This is a genomic window from Dyella mobilis (genome assembly GCF_016904945.1).
GTDB classification, from domain to species: Bacteria; Pseudomonadota; Gammaproteobacteria; order Xanthomonadales; family Rhodanobacteraceae; genus Dyella_B; species Dyella_B mobilis.
The window spans coordinates 1-25,098 of sequence record NZ_JADIKF010000035.1; the positions used below are offsets into that span (position 1 = coordinate 1).

Consider the following 25,098-nt stretch of genomic DNA (forward strand, 5'->3'; position numbering starts at 1 on the left):
ATGCGTGGGTGGCGTAGTAGTGCCGGTCCATGTCGCTGATCGACAGTTCGGCCTTGTGGATGGTGGCGGTGAGGGCCATTGGGGCACTTGAGTGGGCGTAAACCGACTATTTTACGCGGCTTTGCCCGGGGGCGGAAAGACACCGGGGGCCATGCTTGGGCTGTCCGTCTTGCGGGGGCGTGCGACCCATCCTTCGCACCTGTCCCGCCATGACCGGGCAAGGCGTTGCTATCGGGCGTAAGTGCTACCAAGCTGGTTAGGTCCGCTTCCGACTGCGGATTCAGCCGGTCGATGCAACACACTAAAGACTGCGCGAGTAGCTGGGGTGTTGCAAGATGTCCCGACGTCCAAAGATTTATTACACCAACTCTCAAAGAGCCCTGATGTGGGATCGCTGGCAGCGCGGCGAGTCACTGCATCGGATCGCCCGGCTGTTCGACAGGCACCATTCTTCGGTCCGTCGGATTCTGGCTGAGGCTGGCGGCATTCGCCCGGCACCGCGGCAACGGGCCGATCGAGTATTGACGTTGGCCGCGCGCGAAGAAATTTCCCGCGGATTGATGGCCGGACAATCGATACGTACGGTGGCCCTGCGGTTGGGGCGAGCGGGCACTTGTGCGCTCCTCTATGAAAAGCGCAAAGGAACTTTTGTCTGTGCGGGCTGTGATCAACCGCTATTTGTCGCCAAGACGAAGTTCGAAAGTGGCACGGGATGGGCAAGTTTCAATGAGCCGGAACCGGGGGGCGTCGAGACCACCGTGGACACCAGTCACGGGATGGTGCGTACCGAAGTTCATTGCAGTCAGTGTGGCGGCCATCTCGGCCACGTTTTCCCCGATGGCCCTCCGCCGAAGGGCCTTCGCTATTGTATCAATGGGGCTGCCATGAACTTTCTGCCGGACGCGGCCCAATATCCGGCGCCGTAGGGCAGGGCGATCAGGGCTGTTATCGAGGGGCGGCATGGTTCGGTGTCTTCAGTGAAGACGCCTTGCCGTGGGCACCGTTAAGCCCGCGGCCCATTATTAAACGCCTAGATGGCTTGGCTTCACTTCCGGGTGGCGGGAGCATATGGCGATGTAACGCCACTTCGCCCGCTCTATGCTGCATCTGGCTCGCATTTTCACATGCTTAATCTTGCATCGCGGGTTTGAGGACGTCCTCGCACCATTGGCGAAAGGTTGTTGAAGTTGTGTTTTTCGGCGTGCGACGTATCCCCAGATCCAAGCCTTCGTTCTTGGCGAACATCATATCGCGCATGCCTTGCGCCATCGCTTCCGAGAAGCCGTGACGAAGAAAGCGTGCTTTATAGTCGGCGAAGCCGACCTGTTCGAAACGCATCTGTATATCGAACACTTCCGAGATGATCTTTGTCATCTCGTTGAAGGAAATATCCGCGGCCCCCAACACGGCAACATCTTTCTGGCCGCTCCAGTCGCCATTGAGCAGCCAGTGACCCGCCACCGCGGCTATATCGCGAGTTGCGCAGCTAGGCATTTTTAGGTCCCCAGAGATCGGAGAAGACAGCAAGCCCTGACACTTGATGGCGCCAGCCTGCCGAGCAATGTTGTCCATGAACGATGGCATGGTCAGCGTACGCAGTGCGACGCCCGTGCTGGCGAGCAGATCGTCCATAGCCAGCGAGGCTGTGACATGGCCGGCTGTTTTGTCGAAGGGTGTACCGCGACCAAGCGCGGAGATGCTGACAACACGTTTGACCTTATGCGCCTTCAGCGCCGCCGCCGCAGGGCGCGCAAAGTCGACGAACGCCGCTTCCAGACTTTCGGCGTGAGGATTCGGCGGCAACAGCCAGAACACCGCTTCCGCGTCAAAGAAGGCACGATTCACGACCTCGGTGTCACTATGCGAGCCCTGCACGATTTGCACCCGCGATCGCATATCGTCAGCAAGCCTGGAAGGATCGCGAGCAATGATGCGTACTGGCGCATTCGCTTCAAGCAGGCGAGTGAGTACCTGCTGGCCGATATCGCTGGTAGGGGCGGTAAGAACGATCATGAGTGGCAACCTTTGGCGGGTGCCGGCGTAGCCTCGGATCAGGCGCAGTCGGCGTTGAAGAAGCCGCAGCATAAGTACTGGAGCCAGGACGATCCATGTCGTAAAGTCCGCCATATCTTCGCGATCGTCCTAAGACGGCATGGACCCCCTTTCCGATTTCCTCGCGCTTTTACGTCCCCGCAGTGCCGCGTCTTCCCGTTTCGATGCGGGTGGCGGCTGGTCCATCCGCTTTGGGGGCCAACAGCAGCGACACATCAAGTCTTATGTGGTGCTGGCCGGCGAGTGCTGGCTGGCTGTCGATGGCCGCGAAAAGATCGAGCGGCTTGAGCAAGGCGACTGCTTCGTGTTGCCAACCGGCTGCCCGTTTCGACTTGCCAGCGACCTTGGCCTGCCATCGGTGTCGGCATTGACACTGTTTCCCGCAGCGGGTCCCGGTGGAGTGGTGACACTTGCGGACGGCGATGACTTTTCAATGTTGGTGAGTCGCTTCGCGGTAACCGGCAAGCATGCGGACCAACTGCTACAGATGCTCCCCGCGGTGGTGCGGTTGCACAAGGACGCCGATCAGGCCGCATTGCGCTGGTTGGCTGAGCGCATGATGCATGAGCTTCGTGAGCCAAAACCCGGCAGTGATCTGGTCACCCAGGACATTGCGCATATGACCTTGGTACTTGCGTTGCGTGCGCATCTTAATGGAGGTCTTGATCAGGACACTGGATGGTTCTTTGCGCTAGCGGACCAGCAGCTCAGCCGAGCGATCACTGCCATGCATGCTGAACCATCCCGGCGTTGGACTGTGCGCGAACTTGGCAAGCACGCAGGCATGTCGCGCTCTGTATTTGCACTTCGATTCAAGGCAGCGGCGGGTGAGACACCCATGCAATACCTTGCACGCTGGCGCATGCTGCTGGCCTGTGATCGGCTCGAACATTCCAGCGATTCGGTCGCCACAATCGCGGAGGCGCTTGGCTATGAGTCTGAAAGCGCGTTCGGCACTGCATTTAAGCGTGTCTTGGGGTGTTCACCACGGCAATACAGTAAGGCGTGCGACGAAGACGATGCGTTAGACACGGACAAGTCATCCTCCTTGAGCCCCTAGAGAAGCGTCTGCCTACGCCCCATGCATTACAGACTGAAGAAAAATGTTTAGCCCGTGTTATCAGGGGCAGTGGGCTCGCTTTGTGAAGAGCGAATTGGCAACATCGACGCTTCCTAGTTCATTCATTATTCGCCGAAATTCCCATACAGTATTTTCCTTTCCAGACAACGGGCATAAAAATTAAACATGAGATCGCTAAGTAAGCTGTTGTTCCTAGCGTTGTTGCCTGGCCTAGTAAGTATTCATCGGACTGCCGCGGCAGCTGAAACGCCACCCAATCTGCCGCCAGTCGGTCACGTTTTCGTGATTGTGCTCGAGAACGAGCCGTTTGACGTTACCTTCGGCCCCGAGTCGATAGCACCCTATCTGGCTCACGAACTTCCAGCGCATGGTGCGCTACTGAAGCAGTACTTCGGAATCGGCCATTACAGCCTGGATAACTACATCGCGCTCATCAGTGGTCAAGCGCCTAATTCTCAGACTCAGGGCGATTGCCATAACTTCACCGAATTCGTGCCCACTACCGGCAAGCTCGACGCAAATGGTCAGTTGGCGGGCCAGGGCTGCGTCTATCCGGCCATCGTCCCCACCGTAGCGGATCAGCTGCAGCATGCCGGCTTCCAATGGAAGGGTTACATGGAAGGCATGGGCAGCACGCCGAGTCGCGAGGCGGCGCGTTGCGGTCATGTAACGATCGGTGCGCGCGATGTTACCAATGGCGAGACATTGGAAGATCGCTACGCCGACAAGCACAATCCATTCGTCTACTTCCATAGCATCATCGACCGAAGCGATTACTGCGGTCGGCACGTGGTGCCGCTGACTGAGTTGAGCGTCGATCTGCAACAAGTGGCAACTACGCCTAACTACGCGTTCATCACACCGGACCTCTGCCACGACGGCCACGATGCGCCATGTAAGAACGATGAGCCTGGCGGCCTGGTCTCAGCAGACGCCTTCCTACGCACGTGGGTGCCGCGCATCACCGCGTCACCGGCATTCCGCAAAGATGGCCTGCTGATTATTACCTTCGATGAAGGTACTGACGGCAAGGCCTGTTGCGGTGAACAGGGCTTGCCCGGCGGCCCAAAGCCCGGCCAATACGGTCCTGGTGGTGGCCGCATCGGCGCCGTGATGCTCTCACCCTTCATTAAGCCGGGTACGGTATCGGATCGCCCGTATAACCATTACTCAACATTGCGCAGCGTCGAGCAGTGGTTCGGCCTCTCGTACATCGGCTATGCCCGGCAGGCGAACCTATCGACGTTTGGCGCGGATGTCTTCACCGGGTGGACGCTACACGCCGCAAAGCAATGACTTGCTGCGGTGATCGACCCGAATGGTCAAGACCAGCTGGACGAAGTTAAGCGTATCCATCGGGTATCGGGGCTTCAGATTAAAATTATTTCCCAGCAGATCGAGCATCTTGGAGTTGAGCAATCGCCGCAGCTTGAGCATTTTACTCATATACACAAAGGCACTGAAGCGGAGCCAAGAAAGATCGCGGCATGTCGTGGTGACGAATGAGCGTCACGCGCTGAATGTTGAGGTGATATGCATGAAGTAAGTCCGTGGCAAGGATCTTGAAGGTCGGATCGAATCAGTGATCCGCGAACTGGCACGGGTCGCAAAGAAACGTGGTGATAAGTACCTTTACACCGCAAGTGAGGTGGCGAGGGTTATTCCAACTACCAGAAAGACGCTCAGAAGATATGATTTACTCGTAGAACGAGTTGTGGACGATCTCAAGTCCATGCGGCGCATGTGTCGCTTTTCCATGGCACGTGATCAAACGCCTCAGTTGAGTCAATTGCGTTGTGCGGGATCGCATAGGCTAACGCTAGGACCCGCCTACGACCTTTCTTATGAAAGAATGAGTTGCGCAACCTTCCCAGGTTATGCCTTCAGTGCTAACGGTTGGGTTAGTTGTGCCCGCAGAGAAACCATTCATCCGGAAAATCCCAAATATCGCGATCGTTTCCTTGCCAAGTGCTCAGGTGAATCTCGATTTTTTCGTTTGTTACGTCTTCGACATATCCATGATTCGCTATGCCGGTGCCTCGGCGTAGGCAAACCTCTGCACCCTTTTTCATAATACGTGGCAAGTCTCGTTTCTGTTGTTCCCTGAAAGAAAGCTCATTCGCCTCTTCGTTTGACTTTTCGGCAGCGGCGGCGATATTTCTTTCGACAAAATAGCCGTTCCGCAAAACATAAGTGAAAAGGATCGGATGTGTGGGGTTGTTCCAAGCGGTGTCGTAAATCGCGCCAGGCACAAGTACGTAGCGGTGACCCGCTAAATAGTTGAAGGTAGGAAAGACGAGTGGTGCGCTAGGAAGGTTATTGAATACACCGTGTGACCATACGGTGCTGATGACGTGATTGCCTGGTGTCACGACGATTTTTGAACTTGCGAGTCCAGACGCTCGGCCATCGACATAGCCAAGGTATAAGCAACTGATTGGATCGCCGGGATTCGCGCATGCCGAAAGTTCGTTCATGGCGATGCCGGAAACGAGAACGGCTTCGGCAGCTCGTTGCGCTGGCGTCAACGTTTGCGGAGTGGCGCATCCAGATATAATCACGGGAAAGGCGGCTAAACAGGGAAGAAACCGAACGAAACGCATCATTTATAGTGACTCCTTGAAGACCCCGGCGATCGCGCACAAAGCAAGGAATGCGGAAGGTCATCCGCTCTGTGTGGAATATTTTTGATGCGACAAAGTCGCCGTCCCCAACCGTAGGCTTATAGGGCTTGATGTCAGCGCGCGACGCTGTTGACTGAGGTCAGCGTAGTACAATTAGCCCTTTGCTGTGGTTTTAACGCTGCTTGCTTTTGACTCAATGGATTTGAGCAGCTGCTCCTTTTCGGCGGAGGGAAGGCTGTCGAATGCCAAAATTAGACGAGCCAGCCTGTCATCTTCAGCTATTAGATAGGCCGCAGGTACATCCAAAGCCTTTGCCACCCGCGTGATTGTGGCGAAGTCGGGCTCATGAATACCTAGCTCGTATCGGTTGATGCGTGTGCTGGCCACAGATGGATCTAACCCCGCCGCTATACCTACATCCTTTTGAGATAAACCAGCCCTCAACCGCGCCTCCATAAGGCGCTTCCGAAATACCTGCTGGATATCAATTTTTCGCGCCATCTTTCAAACCTACGTAGGAAAACGCTACGAGGTTCGTAGTTTTGGCTTGCCTGCGATACTACGAGTTTCGTAGTATTGATTGCAAGCAGGCAATACTAAGGTCCCAGGTCCAACGCATGTCTTTTCAACTGACCATCAATGAAGAGGTCTTCATTCCGATTCCCATGGACAACCTGACTTTGGAGGCATGGCAGCTCCAATATGGGAGGGCGGCGGAACAGGGGGCAATCGAAGGCTTCTATAAGCGCCTTGGAATGTGTTTTGCCACGACGCTGAGTGAGTGTCTGGACGCTGATCTTAAGCCGCCGACCCAGGCTCAGCTCAAATACGCCACCGCCATTGCGCGTGATCTAAACTTGGCACTTCCTCCCGAGGCGTTGCGCTTTCGAGGGGCAATGACAGATTTCCTCGGTCGATTTGCTGAGGTACACAAGCAGCAACGTCGAACGCAGGCGCAGTGATGGCGCGACGCGTAGCGATGAAGGTAAAGGGACTTGGACCAAATGCGCGAAAGGTGACTGCACGGCGACTCGAAACGCTTTTAGAGGTGGAGCGGTCGGCTTCTACCTGCGCTACGGGTAGTGATGTGCGGGATCTTGGTATTTACATGTTTCGGCGCACACGAAGCGTCGAGACAGCTTATCTTGTTTGGTATTCCGCTAAAGGGAGCGGAGGCGCGGGGTGTGAATGTGTGAACTATGCAGCATAGGCAAAAGCAACGGACGGTGACATCGGCGCAGCTAAGCGAGTTCTTAGAGGCGGCTCGAATGGCGTCGCATGGGCCGGAGGGTGTCGCGGCCCAGGATAAGGCCTTTAGGGCTATCCTTGATGCGACGGTCTATGCACACGTTCCTGTCGAACCATCGCCTTCTGGCCGCCTGCGATTTATTCAATTCGTGCGTCCTGACAATGGCCAGACCGTCCTGCCATTTTTTAGCGATCTGGCTCAGGCTGAGCAGGCTTCGAGCGATAGGGTCTCGATCATGGCGATGGCTGGGCGGAGGCTATTTGAAATCACGCGCGGAGCAACACTCATGTTCAACCCGAACTCTGACGCCGTAGCGCTGTATCCACCGGAAGTCATCGCGCTCTTGGGGGGGAAGCCCATCGGTTATTTTACCAAGGAAGCGCTTCTGGAGAGTGTGCTTATCGCTGCTGGTCTTCCCTCCGTATCAACCGAAGCCCTCGATTCGCCGTTACGTGCCTTATTTGAATCGGAACCACCGGTTCGGGCAGCCTATCTCACCGAGGTTCATCGTGAGGGCGAGCGTGCTGAGGTGTTTCTTCTCTTAACCATTGTAGCGGCACGCGCTTATCACGAGCGGATTCATCATCTCGTTTCCCTCGTGCTAACGGAAGAATCGCCGGACCTATCGCTTCCTTTAAGCATTACTTTTGCTGTCCCTGATGAGCCGCTCCCGCTGTTCTGCCACGAGGGGATTCAGTTCTATGGGACATGACCGCGATCGTTAGTCAGATTTTTCGTGCGTGAAAAAGTCCTTGTTGCGTCGACAATCACGGCAATATGTCATCAAAGGGTTTTGCATGCCGCCAGCCGCTCTATCGCAAAAGGTAGGAATCGTTTTAATTGCCCTTTCCGGGTTGCCAACTTCCAAGGAAAGATGACGTGACGTTGCCAGATGAAAGAACAAGGGCGCTCCTTTTGGCGGGGAGCTTTCTGATAGAGCTTGCTCGTAACACCGATTTGCCGATCGCTGTCAGGCAGCGAGCAATTATCATCGCGCGACACTTTCCCACCCTCGAAGATGTCTCACGCATGGCCATCTTCCGGCACCCGTCCGGATTCGGCGTGGGGCTGACCACGCCCATTAAGGGGGAGTGGGAGAAGGGTTACCCGTGCGGCCCACTTCTTCACTCAACGCGGCTAGATTGGCCTGAAGAGCATTAAACAAAACGTTTATGCCGATTGTGTTCTCCGAGCGTGGGAGTTTCGTCGTCGGCTGAAATGAGCAGTTGTTCTGCAGCAACCGCCCGATCGCACCAGAGGCCAGCGTACAAGATTGGTTGAGGAGCCTACAGCCTCGTGATCTATCGAATTCCACGAACCGTGTAACGATGTTAGTAATGAAGAACTCCAGAAGAGCTATGGTCAAGGTACCAAGGGCAGTCTTGGATCGATGGGGCAAACTGGTGGCTGCCATGCAGACGCCGCGGCAGGAAGCCGCCCTTCGAAAGCTTTTTCGAATGAACCCGGAGGGATTGGGCAGAGCCGCATTGCTTGGTGTGAAAAAGAAGAAGCAAAGTCGCGATTAAAACGGTGCAGCGATTTGTTGGAGGTGGCGAAGAATGCGCGACCTTTTGTAGACAATGGTCTCCAAAGCATCCCGCCACTCAAGGTTAAGGGGCGTCGGTTGCTCAATAGTCACCGAACTCTATGTTCAAACTATGGTAGTGAAGTCGTTCAAGATAGGGGTGGTGTGATTAAGAGGCATCACATTGATGTGTGGTTTTCGAGCGACAAGCAGGCCAAGAACTGGGGTAAAAGAGATGAAGACGTTACGGTCTGCACGCAAATTAGCGTGGCTTAAACGCGTGTTGCGTTGATGACTCTTTCACTCTTGTCTTGAGAGCAATTGCACGTTACGGAATTGCTTTCCATTAAGAGCGTTGGGTTGAGCCAAGACAGCTATTGAAGCGTCCTCGTTCCTTCGAGTCATTCAGAAATAAAGGCTGGGGTTGATAATGCCATGGCGTAGCGGATGGGAGACAGGCCACCCAACGATCGGTGTGGACGGTCATGGTTGTAACGATGTCGCCAGTCCTCAGCCATGCGGCGCACCTCGTTGAGGTGGGTATCGCCAAGCACAAGCATCTGGCTGCACGGACGTTGGGCGAAGTAGCGTCGGGTCCGGCGAGGTGACCAAGCACATGAATTGGACTATCTCATCCATTCGATCGTGGCCGGGGGCATGTAGAGAGGTTGATCTTGATCTGACGCCACTAAGCGACGCACGTCACGGCTATCTAGGCACAGCGCTTCGGTGTTGCGTCGGTCGGTCGGGATCGCAAGCGCCGATATGTGGGTATACGATGCCCTCATCCTACCTGGTGGCGATCGATATCGTCAGGTCTCGTCAGTCGGTTCTTCTCGAGGTGTGAAGAGCTTGGAAGTGACTGGTTATTTTTTAACCAATCGCGGGATGCGCTTTTTTGGGGCGGCCGGCGTTGAGAAATCGCGATGCCCTCATTTTCAATGATGGGGCATCGCCGAAAAGCCAAGCGCCTGCGACGCTTTTCTGTTAGTCAGTGTATTTCACTTACATATCGAACGAAGTGAATATCTGGGCTCTCTTGTCCCACGCGGGCGCATCATATAGATCAATGTGTATGTGGGTAATGGTGGCCATCACCCGGTTGCCATTCTTTACATCGTCAACGTGAAAATAGAGTATGCCTTTGGCGCCAAGCTTGGCGGTCGCACGCAACTGCTCGATCTTCTTGGCCGTGTCGACGTCAGTGACCTTCAGTGCGCACTCGTCGCTTCCGGTATTGCTGAAGTCGAGGACTACATTCTGGTTGTTTGCGTATCCCATGGTCCAGCACTGCTTCGCGCTATTGAATTGGAAGCTCTGGGTATTAAAGTCGTAGGGGGAGCTAAAGAAAATGTTCGGAGAGATGGCGCCATTGGGGCCGGCTACGTCGCCGAACTTGATGGCGTAATAGCTTTGGTCAGCGTAGCGCTTCAAGTTTTGTTGGATGGGCGGAAGCTCCGAAGCTATAAGATCGTGTTTTTTGAAGGCGTCGGGCTCATTAAAATATTTGGGCGAGAACATATTCAATTTCTCTTCATCGCTTGGTAGCGGACTGACCCGCGACACGGCGATATAGGTTAGCCACACTGGGCCATCCGCTTGATCGAGTTGCGTGTAATTGGCGAGAGGGACGCTTGGGTCTGCTTTGGGATGCTCGGCCTCTTTCGCCTTCTGAGCGTCGGCAAAGGCTTGCGCCGCCGCCGCATTAGAGCCAGACGTGTCCGGGGTCGTGGATGGCGCGTTGGCTGTGGATGGAGTGGCTGCTGGCGTGTCGTGCTTTCCGCATCCGGCCAGACAAAGCACGGCCAGGGCGAGGCTTCCATATTTCAATTTCATATGCGCTCCTTAGAAGCCAACTAACGCCCGCGCCCCAGCACGGGTATACGTCGTTGGCGATGATGGTGGTAATGGGAAAATTTTTGGTAAGAGGCAACCAGTGCGTAACTGCATTAGAAGCTACGGTTACCGTTGAAATCCATGGCAAATGGCGCGTGAGATATGTACGGTCACTGACAGGTACCGGTCGACGTCAATAGGATGGCGGTAGGCGTGTCGAGCCCCGTGGTGGTGCCGGCATCAAGTGCGCTTCACCGTCACCGGCATCCGCGATGGGCAGCAATCGTAAACGCTGCCCGTGATTCGCGTCGTCTTACGATTTGAATAGCTGTCCGCGTAAGGCATCAACAAAAGCGTTCGCGTCATCGCGTTGCCACGGGAACCCTCTGGCGGCACTCAGGTCTCGCCCTGCGGTATTGACCACCACGGCTGGGGAGCCCCACAGAAAAATAACGGCGAGAGCGAGAATAAGTAATCCAATGAACCCGAGAATTCCGAGGCCCGAAAATAAGAACCCCAAGCCAACCAGGAGCAACAGGATCCCGCCAAAGATGGAACGAGAAATATCCAGACGGACAGACGTTACGTGCTGCAGTGGAATATCTTCGCGGGATCCACCACTAAACCAGCCTTTGGCTCTGTAGTAGGTGACTCGTTTGTTGGTCACGGTGCCAAACGGGTTCTGCACAAACGTCTGTTCCGCTTGTGGCTGTGCCGAAGCTTCAACTGTCATTCCTTTTCCCCTGTTTTATGGCCGATTTTGGCCTTGCCTCAATAGTAGTCTAACGGTACTGCGATGCTTATTGCGGGGCAAGACGCCAGTTGCAATCTTGCCATTAGCCCGGCGTTCGAGGCGATCATGTCTCATCAATGCAGAGGCTTTCGCTATGCAGAAACACGGTCGATCAGGTCCGCTAGGCGGACTTTATGTGCGGCTAGTGCCGACTGATGCGCCTTCTCTGACAACGCTTGGACTGCTTACACTGCTGGTTCGGTATGGCGATCGGTTTGGATGTCATGCGAACAGCATTGAGGGGTTAGTCACCGATCGCCTTGCGCCGACGTGGAGCTGTTAATGATGCTGCTGCGGCAACTCAGCTATGGCTTTCTTGGCTCTCTCGTCTCCTAGGGCTGCTGCTTTGCTCCACCATTCTCTAGCCAATGTTCGGTTGGGTGCTTGCGACCCTTCGCCTTTCCAGTCCATAAGGCCGACGTTGTACATGTCTGCGGCCTGGCCTGCGTTGGCGGCTTCCGTAAACCAATATCGCGCTTGGACAGCATTTCTTGGAACGTGAGCACCATTGATATAGATAAGACCTAGAAGGTGCATCGCGTTGGCATTGCCTCTAGCGGCAGATCGCTTGAGTAATGAAATGCCGGTGTTCATGTCCACCGGCTTATTCCAGCCGGAAGTGGATAGGTCACCGGCTACGTATAAAGCGTCGGCGTCATCAGGGTACGCGTTGACAGCTTTGATGGCCCAAGTGGTCGCCGAGATGCGGTTGATTTGGGCTAGGTTATTTGTCGTGCCCTGGTCGTCGAACATCAAGACTTTGGCTAGTGGCAGATAAGCTGCCTTTTCCCCGCCTTCAGCAAGTGACAGGAGGAGCGGCCGCGCCTGGGCGAACTGCCGCTGTTCAAAGAGAGTCATTGCCTGGGAAAGCGTCGTGTTCGATATCGCGCTGGATTTTCCAAAAACGGGAATATTAGGAACGGTGATCGCCACGCCTTGAGAACGCGTAAAACCAAATACAGCTAGCGCTGTCAGTAGCGCCGATGGTAAGTAATGCAATGCGTGTGCAAGACGATGATGTCGCGCTTTTTTAACGAGCGCTATGGCTTGTTCAGCCTTCGCTTTGTTCCCGAGTGATGCGGTCAACACTGCTTTTGCTTTCCATTGCAGATGCATAATCGACGCAGGGAAGGAGAATGCCGCCACGAGCACAGCAACGATGGGGCGATGCAGCCACCATAGGGCGCCCGCGGTGAGGCCGAGAATCAGCGGCGTTGGCCACCATGTGCTCGCTCCTATGCTGGTATAGATCCTTTTTAACGCTGAAAGCAACGCAGCCCGGAGCTTATCTGCGTATTCTGGGGAAAGAATGGTGCGGAGCTCATCAGTTGGCCTGCCATGCAGGGTGGCATCGACCAGTGCGGTATTCAGTTCCGAGTCCACGACGTGACGTAGCGGTGCGGCTAGTTTTGAGATTTTTGCGGTAAATAGGCCGCCTTCATCGGAAGCTACCAGTGCTGTGCGCAGTGCCTCAAGGTCACCGCTGAGGAGGTCGGCGACAATATCATCGAGGTCGTGCCACTGACGGTTCTTGCCAAAAGCAACCACGTGGTAGCTTTCCTGATTGCACTTGGCATCCAGGTGCATGATCTGAAGGACGCCTGCGTAACTCGCCTGAATAATGCTGTGTGACCTTGATTGATTGCGATGAAGATCGGTCAAGCTAAGCGAGTGGGACTCGTGTGCAATTCTATGAAGTCCTGCCTTGGACTCTATATCGGCCGCATGGCTATCCGGGGGCGAACACCACGACATGGCATACTCGGCTTCGTGGTGAACTTCCATCCAAGCGGCCGTTCCGACGTGCCCGGAACCATCGCATGGGAGGCATTTTAAGTCACCAACGCCGGCGCATGTCTGGCAAGTGATTCTCCCGGTGGAGTGGCACGTCGTGCAGTTGATGTGCCCGCTTCCGGAACAATTGTTGCAATTTACCTTGCCAAAGTTACATTGATAGCAAGGCTCCCGCTTTGTAACCCAACGACTCTTGTACTGGGTTTCAGACTGACCATTGACCCATACGGTTTCTGAGTAGTATTCCGTTCCTGACATATCCACTTGCATAGAACCATGGCAGCGGGAGCAGTTGACCTTTCCGCTGCCATAACATTGGTAACAGTCGGTTTTCCCCCTGCCGCTGCATCGAAGACATGTCTCGTTGCAGGCGCCATGGCATGCATGGCACGTTACACGACCACGCGCGAAACAAGATGAGCAGGACTGCAGGTCGTAATGGGTGCAGGCATGTGGTAGCCACAGGCCATTCTTAACGGCATTGTAAGGCGCGCTTGTTTGATTAAGCCGATCTTCGAGATACCTCATTCCCAGGGCAAGCCGCGTCGAATGATCTGCGGACGCACTTGCGATGGCATTTGTGCACTTACTGGAACTTGATGCGCTAGGTACTGTACGGCCGTTGATGGGGAGGCTCTTGAGTTCGCCTTTCAATACATGTTTGGCGCTGAGTCTAAAAAACTGGGTAGTGGCTGCTTCAGAGACAGGCTGCACATCATTCGCGTGGAAGCGCGTGCGGGTACGAATGAGTTGGCGGAGCTTGGCGAGCGCCGTCCCGTCGTCATCTTCGACGATTTCATCAGCGCCCTCATTCTCTTCGAGCTGCAAGTCCAGGGCGGGCTCATCGGTGGCAAGGCAGTCCGCTTCCAGTGCCGTTAAGCCTATTGTTGATGATGTTTCCGAGCTTCTCGTGGTCGGGGGCTCGGTCCCTGCAGCGGAATCCAAATCCTTGTCCTGCTCATTATCTTTGCTCACAGCTCCCCCTTGAACCCGCTCCATCATATTTGAGCATTTCGGCACGATCGCATGGAGCTAAAGTCCGGCTATCGTCCATCCACAGTCGAGTCTCAATCTTATCGAGAAGGTGTGGCCAAAGGCCGTGATGTGTTCAAGTTCAGCCCCATCATTGCGGCGAGTTCCGATCCAGCACTCCCCAGGGACGCTTGTTTCGCGACTTGCGCCGTAAAAATTTGCGCAACTGTTGCAGCGTATCCATCTTCCCGTCTCGACTCTCCTGTGGCTAGCACGTCCAAGGGTGGGAGTTGGGTAGGCCGATTGATGTCGTTGCAATGCATCAGGAACGCTTGGTTCGATCGACAACGGGCTCATCGATTCGGCCCAATAAAGCAACCCCTGATTCTTGGGGTGCCCCCTGCACGCCCTCTTCACTACCCTTCCCGCGCGGGGGAGGGTGTGCATGAGCGTGGGCCATAAGCCACCATCATGAGCACTATCGCTTCCCCAACGTAAAAGCACGCCACATGCGTTAGCGCGGCACTTGGGGAACACATGAATCGTATTTACCGCTTGGTGTGGAATCGCGCGCTTTGCGTGCTTCAGGCTGTCTCAGAATTGGCGGATGCTCCCCACGGGGGCGTTGGACAAAGCGCGCCGTCTTTGATCGCGCGTCGCCATCCATTGGCCTCGGCGCTTACTCGGTTGTTCGGTGCGAGTGTGATGGGTGTGGCCGGCTTGATGCTGCCGCACCTTGGTTGGGCGCAGACCACGGGCGCAACGGGTATGTCCGGCGGTGCCGGCACTGCCGCCACGAGTACGGCCAATGGCTTGGCTGGAGGCGGCGGCCTCAGCTACCAACCACCGGCCGGATCGGGCGGTAGCGGTGGTGGCGCCAACCAAACGGGACAGGGCGGCTTGTCGTCCACGGGCGCTCAATATGCATCGACCGCCCTCGGAAAGGGCGGCGCGGCAGGTGCTGGCGGGTCATTGCTTGGCTATGGCAACGGTGGCGGAGGCAGCGGCGGCGCCGGTGCCTATGCAGGCGTATCAACAACTACCGCAACGAAAGTCACGATCATCACCACGACATACGGCGGTGGCGGTGGCGGCGCCGGTGGTGGCGGTTTGGCCGGTGCGTCATCCAGTCTCTCCGGTGTCGCCCCGCTGGGCAGCGCCACGGGCGGCTCGGGCGGCGCCGGCGGCGCAGGTGGCGCCTCCTATCAGATCGTTACGCAAGAACTCGTCACCGGAGCAACGATCACGACGAAAAGCACTCTTGCTAGCGCGGGTGGTGGTGGTGGCGGCGGTGGTGGCGGTGGTGTCGGCACGATGACCAGCAGCACAACCAACACCGTGGCGGCGGGAGTCGTCATTACGGGCGGTGCGGGCGGCAATGGCGGCAACGGCGGCATTGGCAGCGGCGCGGGTGGCGGCGGCGGTGCCGGCATAATCCTGATCGATACGGGGACCATCCTGGGCAATACCGGCAGCATTACGGGCGGGCGGGGTGGCAGTGCCGGTTACTCCCTGACGGGCACGGGTGGCAATGGCGGGCAAGGTGGCGTGGGTGTGTTGGGCGCCGCGGCGTCTTACGCGACGTCGCTCAAGAGCACGGTGATCAATTACGGAAAGATCGGCGGCGGCGCCGGCGGTTATGGCGGCGGTAGCGGTTCGGGTACCGGTGGCAACGGCGGCAACGGTGGCATGGGCGTTATCGGGATGTATGCCGCGAGCGGTGCCCGCGGCATCACCTGGACCGGCGTGATCGACAACAACAGCGGCGCAACCATTAACGGCGGAAAGGGTAAGTACGGCGGACTGGGTAGCCAGGACGGTAACGCGGGTGCCGGCGGCGCCGGCCTTACCGGCATCCTGGTCGGAAGCGGCGCCACCAACACGACGTGGAAGGCCACCATCACCAACGCAGGTACCGTAACCGGTGGCGCTGGTGGCTTAGGAGCGGGTGGTCTGGCCGCAACCCAGGCCGGTAGCTTTGCAAGCAGCCAGGCCAGCAATCAGACCGGTACCGCCGGCGGCGCGGGTGGTGCCGGCATCGTCGGCGCTTACGTTGCCAGTACGGGGGGTGGTAACGGTGGCTACGTGGCCATCACCAACTCGAGCAAGGTGTATGGCGGTGCCGGTGGCAATGGCGCTATGGCCGTGGGCAGTGGTGCCGCGGGAGCAGGTGGTATCGGTGGCGTGGGTATTGCCTCGATGCTTGGCTCAGGGGCCAGCGCGGCGACGGTTTCTGGCTATATCCACAACTCCGGCGCCGTTCAAGCTGGCGCGGGTGGTTTGGGAGGGGCGGGAACGACCGGGGCATCCGATCAGACAATACCGGCAACACCGACGGTGCTGGGCAGTACCGGCGTGGCAGGGACGAACGCGGTGCAGTCCTGCTCTTTAGGTGGCTTGTTTGGAACCTGTGTCGGCGTATCCCCACCTACGACGGGCGGTACTGGCGGTATCGGCGTAACCGGGAGCGATGGCGCGAGCGGATCAGCGGGCGGCAATGGGGCCGTGGGCGGCAATGGCGGCGCAGGCATTGCGTCGCAAGTCACGTTGACCAATTCCGGCAGCGTACTTGGTGGAGCGGGTGGAGCGGGTGGCGCTGGCGGCAAAGGTGGCCAAGGCAGTCAGGGTGGTCAGGGCGGCCAAGGCGGTACGGCTGGCGTTGGCGGCAATGGTTACCAGGCGTACACCGGTGCGAATGGCGGTACGGGTGGTCAGGGTGGTCAAGGCGGTACGGGTGGCAATGGCGGCGCGGGCGGCGTTGGTGGTGCCGGCGGTGCGGGTGGCACTGGGGTCATCCAAACGCTGACCACGCTAACCAACGATGGCTCTATTCAAGGTGGCAACGGTGCCGCCGGTAGTGCTGGCGGGTCCGGTGGCGAGGGTGGTGCTGGTGGTGTGGGTGGTGCCGGTGGCCTCGGTGGGGCGGGCGGCCAAGGAAGCGGCAGCGGGAATGCCGGTGCCACCGGTGCTGCTGGCCTGGCCGGTTGGCAAGGCGTAGGTGGTAGTGGTGCCGCGGGCGGTGCCGGCGGTGCCGGCGGAACGGGACTGATCGCGGGCCAAGCTATCGTCAGTAATGCTAGTAGCAGTCAGATCATGGGTGGCGCGGGTGGAAATGGGGGCGCAGGGGGAACCGGTTACAACGCTGCGATCAACCCATCCGTGCTTGCTGTGTTTGAAGCGTGCGGGTGCAAGTCCGCCACGAACGGCAACGGTGGCGCCGGCGGCGCCGGTGGTGCGGGCGCTGCAGGGGGCGATGGTGTCACGGATGCGCTGGGAGTTACTTCCATCACCAATGCTGGCGCCATCACCGGTGGTCAGGGTGGTGTGGGCGGGACTGGCGGAACCGGTGGTGCTCCAGCCTTTGACGGGGCTGTTAGCGCGCTGGGGGGGAACGGAGGAAATGGAGGCAACGGCGGCGCCGGTGGTAATGGCGTTTCGCTCACAGCGTCAGGCTCCTATTTGAGTAACACCAGCACTGGAACCATCACCGGGGGCCAGGGTGGTGCCGGTAGTGCGGGTGTTACGGCGCAAGGCACTTATCCCGATGGCACTGCGGTTCCGTTGGACGCCCAAACCGGTTATGGCGGCAATGGCGGTATAGGTGGCGCTGGTGGCGCGGCCGTGATGGTTAGCGCCGGCGCCTCTTTCCGCAACGCGGGCCTGATCCAAGGCGGCGCAGGCGGCGCTGGTGCTTCCGGCGGCTTGAATGACCCTACGTTGTTCTGGGATGACGGGGGCACGAGTTACACAGGATCTTCCGGCGCCGGTGGTCGTGGCGGCGATGGTGTCGATGCATCGGGGAGCATCACGCTTGCTCAGACCAGCCGCGTCTACGGCGGCGTCGGTGGCGCCGGTGGGCAAGGCATTACAGGGGCCGTCGCCGGTGGCGCCGGTGGTGCTGGCGGCAATGGCACGACAATGGGTGGGTCTGGAAACCTGAGTAACGCCGGCAACTTGGCCGGCAACTCGGGCGGCGTGGGTGGTGCCGGTGGTGCGGCCAGCAAAGCAACCAACAACACTTATATCGGCGGTGCAGGCGGTAAAGGCGGGCAAGGCGGCAGCGGTGCTTATTTGACTGGCTCGGGCGCCTATTTCGCCAACACGGGAAGTGTCAGCGGGGGCGCGGGTGCAGCCGGTGGCGCCGGTGGAACGGGCGGTACCGCCACCAGCGCCTTTGCTTCGGCAGGCGGCGCCGGCGGCAAGGGCGGGCAAGGCGGCATCGGCGTCTATCTGAGCGGCTCGGCTGCCAGCCTCGTCAACAGTGGAAGCATCACTGGCGGCGCGGGTGGTGCCGGCGGCGCCGGCGGTGCTGCCGGCACTGTGGCCAGCGGTGGCACCTCGTCTGCGGTTGCGGGTAGGGCAGGCGCCGCTGGCGCTGGCGGTGCAGGCGTGGTGGCAGTGGCCAACGACACGCTCGTCAATGCCGGAACTATTGCTGGCGGTGTCGGCGCCAATGGCAGCCAGGCCGATGCGGTGGATTTTTCCGGCGGTGGCAACACGCTGGAACTGGAGGCTGGCTATCGCTTCGTCGGCAATGTCGTCAGTACCGCTGGTGGCGATACATTGGAGCTGGGAGGCAGCGGCAATGCGAGTTTCGATGTTTCCGCGCTCGCGACGAGCGTCAGTGGCACGTACACCGCGCCGCAGTACGTCGGCTTCGTTACTTTCCAGAAAACCGGCAGCAGCACGTGGACGCTGTCCAGCACCACCACGCAGTTGACGGCGTGGACGGTCACCGGCGGCATCTTGTCGATAGCCAACGATGCGGCACTGGGCGCAAGCAGCGGCACGCTTACGCTCGACGGCGGCACGCTGCAGACCACGACAAACCTTTCTTCCGCACGTAGTGTGCTGTTGGGCGACAGCGGCGGCAGCATCGACGTGGACGGACACGCGTCCACCTTCAGCGGCACGCTCGCCGACCTGACCGGCGCCAGCGGCAGCCTTACCGTGCTCAACAGCGGCAGTGGCAGCGGCAGCGTGCTGGTACTCACCGCTGACAACACCTACAGCGGCGGCACCACGGTGGACGGTGGCGTAACGCTGCAAGTGGGCGTCGGCGGCACCAGCGGCAGCATCGCCGGCAATGTGGTGGACAACGGTGCGCTGATCTTCGACCGCAGCGACGACACCACTTTTGCCGGCAACATCACCAGCAGCGCCGCAGGCGGCGCGCTGACGCAATCGGGTGGCGGCACGCTGACGGTCACCGGCACGGTGGCCGTTACCGGCGGCGCGACAGTCAATGCCAGTGGATTGGTGCTGGCACCGAGCAGCGGCAGCAACAGCATCGCCGGCGGCAAGTACGCGGGCGCGGCGCTCAAGGGTGCTTCGTCGCTGTCCATGCGCAACACCACCATCACCGGCGGCACGGGCAAATACGGCGTCAACGGCAACAGCGGCAACGCAGGTGTGTCGATGGCCGGCGGCAGTTCGTCGCTGGGCAACGGCAGCGGCGGCGCGATCTTCGGCGGCGTGGGTGCCACCGGAAGCGCAGGCAGCAGCACCGCCAGCGCGAAAGCAGGCGGCATCGGCGGCGCAGGCGTGGGCATGTACAAGAGCAGCACCGTGAGCAACCAGGGCCAGATCGCCGGTGGCGCAGGCGGCGCCGGTGGTGCGGGCTTCAATGGCGCCGCGGCCGGTGGCGCAGGTGCCGGCGGCGTGGGCGTGGTGGCGGTCGGCAACGACACCATCACCGACAGCGGCAGCATCAGCGGCGGCTTGTCCAGCGACGGCTCCACGCGTGCCGCCGCGATCGAACTGTCCGGCGGCGGCAATACCGTGACTTTGCAGGTTGGCGCGCAGATCGCCGGCGCGATCGCCAGCACGTCTGGCGGCAACAACGGCGACACGCTGATCCTCGGCGACAACACGAGCGGCGGCGGCAGCGATAGTCTCGACATCAGCGCGGTGTCGGGATTCAGTAGCTGGCAAAAGGTTGGCACCAGCACGTGGATGCTCACCGGTATCGGCAGCGCCGACCAGGCATGGGACCTGAAGAGCGGCACGCTGCAGGGTGATGCGAATGCCTTCGCCGCAACCACGCTCAACGTGGAAAGCGGTGCCACGCTCGTCTTCGACGAAGGCGGCCAGAACACCAACAACTCGATCAACGGCACCTACGCGGGTGTGATCAGCGGTGCGGGTACAGTCAGCAAGATCGACGACGGTACGCTGACCTTTACCAGCGCGCAGCTGTATACCGGTCCCACTACGATCGTCGCAGGCACGCTGGTCCTATCGGGCACCGGTGGTATCGCTGCGAGCGACGGCGTCATTGACAACGGCACGCTGGATATCAGCAATGAAAGCACCGCGGATGTGCCCATCGTTGCGCTGACTGGTGCCGGCAAAGTGCTGTTGGGCAACCACGTGCTCACGCTCACCAGCGCCAGCGGCACCTTCAGCGGTGTCATCGGTGGTACGGGCGGGATTAGCGTTACGGGCGGCGCGCAGATCCTGGACGGCGTGAACACCTACAGCGGTACTACCACCCTTGCCGGGGGCTTATTGGAGGTTGGTGACGCGAACACGCCAACCGCCTCCATCACCAGCAACGTGGATGTGCAATCCGGCGGAACCCTGCGCGGCCACGGCACCGTCAACGGCGACGTCACCAATGACGGCATGGTGTGGCCGGGTGGCTCGGTGGGTGTACTTACCATCAACGGCAACTTCGTGCAGAACAGTGACGGCACGCTGCAGATCGACGTGACGCCCACCCAGGCATCCGAGTTGCTGGTCAACGGTACAGCCAGTCTCGCTGGCATGCTGAACTTGGTGTATGCGCCGGGTACCTACAACGCCATCAGTTACACGCTGGTGCAAGCCACGACGAGAAACGGCACGTTTGGCACGATCAACAGCAGCGGCCCCGCACCGACGGCGCTCAACCCCACGGTGAGTTACACCGGAACGCAGGTTGATCTGGGCTTGGCGACGTCTTCGACGCCAACACCGACACCGACACCGACACCAACACCGACACCGGCACCGGCACCGGCACCGACGCCGACACCAATACCAACACCAACACCGACACCGACACCAACACCAACACCGACACCAACACCAACACCGACACCGACACCGACACCAACACCGACACCGACACCGACACCGACACCGACACCGACACCGACACCGACACCGACACCAACACCAACACCAACACCAACACCAACACCAACACCGACACCAACACCGACACCGACACCGACACCAACACCAACACCAACACCAACACCAACACCAACACCAACACCAACACCAACACCAACACCAGCTCCGACGCCGACACCAGCTCCGACGCCGAGCGGTGCCCCGGACCCCGTGAAAGTTGCTCCGCTGGACGGTGCGCTTTACGCCAACCTGCTGCGTGCACAAAACCTGCTGGGCCAACAGACCTTGGGTAGTGTGCTCGACACCGGTCTGCTGCCGCGTTCAAGCAATGCTTGCCAAAGCGGCAATCAGCACACGGCGCAGAACGTCAGCCAGGCATCGTGCTCTAGCGGCGCGTGGGCGCAGGCCACCGGCAGCAGCACACAACTTGATGCGCACGACGGCTTGCATAGCACCAGCTTCGGCGTGTTGGCGGGCTTCGACGCGGCCGTGGGCGATGCTGTGCACGTCGGCATCGATGCTGGCGCCAGCCGTCTGAACGCAGACGACGATCTGGGCGGCTTCGGGCATGTGGACCGCGGCCACGCCGGTCTTTACAGCTATGCCTGGTTTGGTTCGGTCGTGCTTTCGGGCACGGCGGACGATGCGTTGGACAGTTACCAGGTCGACCGCGCCACCGGTGCGGGGCAGGCGACGTCCAGTCCGGAAGGCCACGCATTGGCTGGCGGCCTGCAGGCAGCATGGCCGTTGCAGGTGGACGACTGGCAGCTCACGCCCAAACTCGGCGTGTTGTACCAGCACCAGACGCTGGCCGGCTTCGACGAAGCGGCCACGGGCCGCAGTCTGCTGGCCGGCGCCTTCGCGATGGACGGACTGCGTAGTCGTACCACCACCTTGCAGCCGTATGTGCAGTTGGCAATCGGCAAAGCGTTTCAGTCCGGCTCCATCAGCTACCTACCCCAGTTGGAACTGGGCTATCGCTACGACGTGCGCCGTGATGCGCCGAGCGTAAGTGCCATTGCGCAGGACGGCACGCCGTTTGTGCTGCCAGGGGCAGGCACCGGCAGCAGCCTGGGCACCGTGGGCGCGCGCATCACCGCCGAACAGGGCGAGCGCTGGAATCTGTACCTGGATTACCAAGGCCAGTTTGCAGGCGGCGTGCGCGACAACGCCTTCTCGCTGGGGTTCACGCTGGGCTTCTGAGGCGGCACCGGTGCCCGCCAATCGCGGGCACCGGCTGTTCTGGATCGAGGTTGCTTGTCATGCGGTAGTGACTCGCATTTCTGATGTCCGCGTACGCACTACCCATGTTTCACGCATGACCAAATAACCCTCCAGACCAGCGAACTTCGCACGGCGTTCAATCATCCGTGCCAGATGATCGGCTTTGAGCACATTGGTGCCGCCGTGATGCAGTCGGCGGGAGGGGTAAGCCGACTCTGGCTCTGCTTCAGTCGCAGGCTCGACGTAAGGCACCTATCACTCACGAAGTGAAATTTCGATGAATTTATTCACGAGGCGAACCCCCAATTATTGGGATTGCGGTACCACCGAGAACGGCCGAAGGTGGCGACTTCCTACAGAAAGGAAAGCAAAGATGAGGGTCGCATTGGAAGCGAACGAACAAGGTTTGCCCTTGTCCTTGGATCAACCGTATCAAGGGGTTGTCTGGAGCGCAACGTTCCAGAAACACGTCGGATGTGTGGCGGAATGCGTCACACGAAGCACACTCATGTAATTCCACCCATCCTTACCAAGTAGGGGGCATCATGCAAATCGATACGAACACAGAACTTGGACCCGCCGGGATAGCACCTACGAGTTCGCTTGTAGCGCTTGACGAAAACGGTCCACTTCAGAACGTGGAAGAGGACATCAAAGTCTTATTGTGCACAGCGTTGTCGCAAATACCCTACGTCGGCTCCTGGCTCTCAGCATTTATTGGACTTCTTTGGCCTATCCATCAACCTTCTACGTGGGACCAAATCAAGGACCGACTGGCGGAACTCATTGATGACAAGATTGAATTGTTCTATGAGCAAATGTTAAAGCAAACGATCGACGGCTTGCACGGCATCCTCGGCGACTATGTGCTAACGATCCAGCAAATCAAAAAGGGGATAGATGAAAAAAAATCTCCCAATGATTTAAAGGGTCTGCGGGAGGAACTCCGTATGCAAGCCACCGCGATCCAAGGTCATTTCCAGATACTTATTGAAACATTTACCGGAGCAAGTGCGGATACGGGATGGAAAGTGCTGCCGCTTTATGTGCAGGCTGCAAATTTACACATGACATTTCTCGCTGATTATATAAGTCCCAAGAATGCAAAAGAGATATATGGCCTCGACGATGGCGTGATTGGTATTTACCGCACTCATTGGAAAGAGGCTGTGGACAAATACGCGAAATATGTCGATGACACACTTCCTAAAGCCTCGGCAGAATTCAAAAGCAAGCGCGATAAACGTGCGAAAGAAGAGTGGGTGGATCTTCGCGTTCCCTTTATTTGGAGTGCCCAGGGTAGCGGTATCGCGACCGGTGCGTGGGAGGGGCAGCGCGAACTCAATGACAAGGAAAACCATTACACGTTACAGGTACGTGATTTTCGAGAATTGTGGAAAAGCGCTCAGGATCCGACTCAAGCACATGCGAATAGAGAGCGCCCAGCGCTGACGCGCGAGCTGTGGTACGGCCCTTATGGCGTGCCAAGCGTGGGTGACAGCGGCGGCCTGATTGGGTACAAAGACCTCCTTGTCGTGCCTTCCGTACCTGCTCCGATGACCACGCCGCTGGGACGGAAGTTGGGTTACATTTCCGGCCGCGGCATGGATTTTTATCGCGATAATGAGGGCCGCAATCACTGGGATTTTCCGACCCAATTGGCGCTAGAAGGGGCGAGTGGGCCGACCGATAGAGTTCCGAACGCCACTTTTAACCTGGACCTCAACGATCCGAGGCTTGGCGGACCAGTCATCAAGATCGATGTGCACATCGGACACTACCTTGACTTAGGTTCCAACGTGGGAGATGTCACAGGTGGCTACCTGATCAGTTCGATGAATTTTATTCGAGAAGGAAATCCCGCAGCATCGAACCGTTTTGGTGACGAAGACTCTTACGGCCAAGAGATGCTCGATTACAAGACCGAAGCCTGGATCGCGCCTCCCGGGCATGCCTTGGTGAATATTTTTTGCCCGTCGCATGTCAAAAAGCTGTGGGATAACCGCAAAAGGCAGGGTCAGACAAGCATCGGTAGCGTGATGTTCTCGTGTCGCCTCAAGGATCCCACTTTGGCGCCGACCTCCAAGCAAATTGCTTTGCTCTATGTCACAAGTCCGGTAGAACTATCCGTGGATGACCTGACAAATATTGGCGCCGAATCAACCGGAACCAGGTATTCCGAGGTCGATCGTCAGCGCTTGGCTAAAGCGATCGATGGCCACAAAAGCCGATATTTGTTAGAGGATTACCGAAAGCGATACTGGGAGTCTTTGAAAAAAAGTCATCCGTGATCGCATAAGAAACGAGTAAAGTAACGACAACGTGGCGCGCCGCATCTGCGGAGAGGAGCGCGCCGCGTTGCTTTGAAGCCGAACATAACGCCATGCGCGTGATTGGTGGTGGGATTCAATTCTTCAATCACCATCGTTCGCGCTAGGCGCTTGGCATTAGGACGTCCGCGCTAGCGTATGCTTTAGCGGTCTGACCTGTGTATGAACTGCTGGGTCGTTACACTCTAGTGTAGGTCGGCCCGTTCCAGAAAGCGGAGCAGTTCGACTGGCGAGCGTATGCCCAATTTGTGCATGATTCGCGAACGATGGATCTTGATGGTTTTTTCCGCTGCACCAAGATCCATGGCGATCTGCTTATTGAGGTGTCCGGTGAGTAGGCAGGTAGGAAGGAAGGGAAATTCCAGGGTGCGCATACTGGTGTAAGGATACGCTGTGCATACACATTTTATGCACATTGCCTGTGATTGCCTGTAGCCGCAATTCGGGGAATCGAAGGAAGGGGATTAAAATCAAGTAAATGTGCCAGAGGGTAGTC

19 protein-coding genes are annotated in these 25,098 nt (G+C 58.3%); 10 read left to right on the top strand and 9 right to left on the bottom strand.

Features of this window, described 5'->3' with window-relative positions; genetic code table 11:
• Window positions 1–79: YaeQ family protein (locus tag ISS99_RS03900; protein ID WP_204630483.1), on the bottom strand; the 79-nt coding region annotated here is incomplete at its 3' end.
• A gap of 256 nt (window positions 80–335) precedes the next feature.
• On the opposite strand from ISS99_RS03900, the gene msrB reads away from it, so the two are divergent.
• Window positions 336–926: a peptide-methionine (R)-S-oxide reductase MsrB gene (msrB, locus tag ISS99_RS23740; protein WP_425490426.1), complete on the top strand. Its 591-nt coding sequence runs from the start codon at window positions 336–338 to the stop codon at window positions 924–926.
• Between the two features lie 202 nt (window positions 927–1,128).
• On the opposite strand, the gene ISS99_RS03910 is transcribed toward msrB, so the two are convergent.
• Window positions 1,129–2,013 carry an NAD(P)H-binding protein gene (locus ISS99_RS03910; RefSeq protein ID WP_204630282.1) on the bottom strand — a complete coding sequence of 295 codons (885 nt, stop codon included), beginning with the start codon at window positions 2,011–2,013 and terminating at the stop codon, window positions 1,129–1,131.
• A gap of 139 nt (window positions 2,014–2,152) precedes the next feature.
• Here ISS99_RS03910 and ISS99_RS03915 point away from each other — a divergent pair, with 139 nt between their 5' ends.
• The 3 genes from ISS99_RS03915 to ISS99_RS03925 all read left to right on the top strand — a co-directional run bounded on the left by ISS99_RS03915 (window position 2,153) and on the right by ISS99_RS03925 (window position 4,639).
• Window positions 2,153–3,112 carry an AraC family transcriptional regulator gene (locus ISS99_RS03915; RefSeq protein WP_204630283.1) on the top strand — a complete coding sequence of 320 codons (960 nt, stop codon included), beginning with the start codon at window positions 2,153–2,155 and terminating at the stop codon, window positions 3,110–3,112.
• A 303-nt stretch (window positions 3,113–3,415) separates the two neighbouring features.
• The gene (locus ISS99_RS03920; RefSeq protein WP_284343802.1) at window positions 3,416–4,429 is read left to right on the top strand and encodes an alkaline phosphatase family protein; all 1,014 of its coding nucleotides are present in this window, start codon (window positions 3,416–3,418) and stop codon (window positions 4,427–4,429) included.
• Between the two features lie 9 nt (window positions 4,430–4,438).
• Window positions 4,439–4,639: a hypothetical protein gene (locus tag ISS99_RS03925; RefSeq protein ID WP_204630285.1), complete on the top strand. Its 201-nt coding sequence runs from the start codon at window positions 4,439–4,441 to the stop codon at window positions 4,637–4,639.
• Between the two features lie 395 nt (window positions 4,640–5,034).
• Here ISS99_RS03925 and ISS99_RS03930 read toward each other — a convergent pair whose 3' ends face one another.
• Both ISS99_RS03930 and ISS99_RS03935 read right to left on the bottom strand, forming a co-directional pair.
• Window positions 5,035–5,739: a hypothetical protein gene (locus ISS99_RS03930; protein ID WP_204630286.1), complete on the bottom strand. Its 705-nt coding sequence runs from the start codon at window positions 5,737–5,739 to the stop codon at window positions 5,035–5,037.
• Window positions 5,740–5,910: 171 nt separating this feature from the next.
• On the bottom strand, window positions 5,911–6,258 hold the full coding sequence (locus tag ISS99_RS03935; protein ID WP_204630287.1) for a helix-turn-helix domain-containing protein: 348 nt from the start codon (window positions 6,256–6,258) through the stop codon (window positions 5,911–5,913).
• A 116-nt stretch (window positions 6,259–6,374) separates the two neighbouring features.
• Between ISS99_RS03935 and ISS99_RS03940 the strand changes: the two genes are divergently transcribed.
• The 4 genes from ISS99_RS03940 to ISS99_RS23745 all read left to right on the top strand — a co-directional run bounded on the left by ISS99_RS03940 (window position 6,375) and on the right by ISS99_RS23745 (window position 8,807).
• Window positions 6,375–6,719, top strand: coding sequence for a hypothetical protein (locus tag ISS99_RS03940; protein ID WP_204630288.1), 345 nt, complete (start codon window positions 6,375–6,377; stop codon window positions 6,717–6,719).
• 264 nt (window positions 6,720–6,983) lie between these two features.
• A complete protein-coding gene (locus ISS99_RS03945; RefSeq protein WP_338081570.1) occupies window positions 6,984–7,718 on the top strand; it encodes an SseB family protein in 735 nt (244 codons plus the stop codon).
• A gap of 167 nt (window positions 7,719–7,885) precedes the next feature.
• Window positions 7,886–8,167 (top strand): BPSL0761 family protein, encoded by a 282-nt coding sequence (locus ISS99_RS23615; RefSeq protein WP_284343803.1) that lies wholly within the window; start codon window positions 7,886–7,888, stop codon window positions 8,165–8,167.
• 229 nt (window positions 8,168–8,396) lie between these two features.
• Entirely contained in the window at window positions 8,397–8,807 is a 411-nt protein-coding gene (locus ISS99_RS23745; RefSeq protein WP_204630289.1) for a 3D domain-containing protein, read from the top strand.
• Window positions 8,808–8,932: 125 nt separating this feature from the next.
• Here the strand turns inward: ISS99_RS23745 and ISS99_RS23750 are convergent, their stop codons facing one another.
• The 4 genes from ISS99_RS23750 to ISS99_RS23620 form a co-directional block, all read right to left on the bottom strand.
• Complete coding sequence (locus tag ISS99_RS23750) at window positions 8,933–9,091, bottom strand: integrase core domain-containing protein (RefSeq protein WP_204630290.1); 159 nt, start codon at window positions 9,089–9,091, stop codon at window positions 8,933–8,935.
• A 445-nt stretch (window positions 9,092–9,536) separates the two neighbouring features.
• Window positions 9,537–10,367, bottom strand: a complete 831-nt coding sequence (locus tag ISS99_RS03960; RefSeq protein ID WP_204630291.1) for a hypothetical protein — start codon at window positions 10,365–10,367, stop codon at window positions 9,537–9,539.
• A gap of 313 nt (window positions 10,368–10,680) precedes the next feature.
• Complete coding sequence (locus tag ISS99_RS03965; RefSeq protein ID WP_204630292.1) at window positions 10,681–11,100, bottom strand: hypothetical protein; 420 nt, start codon at window positions 11,098–11,100, stop codon at window positions 10,681–10,683.
• 339 nt (window positions 11,101–11,439) lie between these two features.
• Complete coding sequence (locus ISS99_RS23620) at window positions 11,440–13,929, bottom strand: tetratricopeptide repeat protein (RefSeq protein WP_204630293.1); 2,490 nt, start codon at window positions 13,927–13,929, stop codon at window positions 11,440–11,442.
• Between the two features lie 534 nt (window positions 13,930–14,463).
• Here ISS99_RS23620 and ISS99_RS03975 point away from each other — a divergent pair.
• Window positions 14,464–22,251: an ESPR-type extended signal peptide-containing protein gene (locus ISS99_RS03975; RefSeq protein WP_204630294.1), complete on the top strand. Its 7,788-nt coding sequence runs from the start codon at window positions 14,464–14,466 to the stop codon at window positions 22,249–22,251.
• Between the two features lie 566 nt (window positions 22,252–22,817).
• A complete protein-coding gene (locus ISS99_RS03980) occupies window positions 22,818–24,563 on the top strand; it encodes an insecticidal delta-endotoxin Cry8Ea1 family protein (protein ID WP_204630295.1) in 1,746 nt (581 codons plus the stop codon).
• 224 nt (window positions 24,564–24,787) lie between these two features.
• On the opposite strand, the gene ISS99_RS23755 is transcribed toward ISS99_RS03980, so the two are convergent.
• Window positions 24,788–25,018 (bottom strand): LuxR C-terminal-related transcriptional regulator, encoded by a 231-nt coding sequence (locus tag ISS99_RS23755; RefSeq protein ID WP_369418049.1) that lies wholly within the window; start codon window positions 25,016–25,018, stop codon window positions 24,788–24,790.
• Window positions 25,019–25,098: the final 80 nt, after the last annotated feature.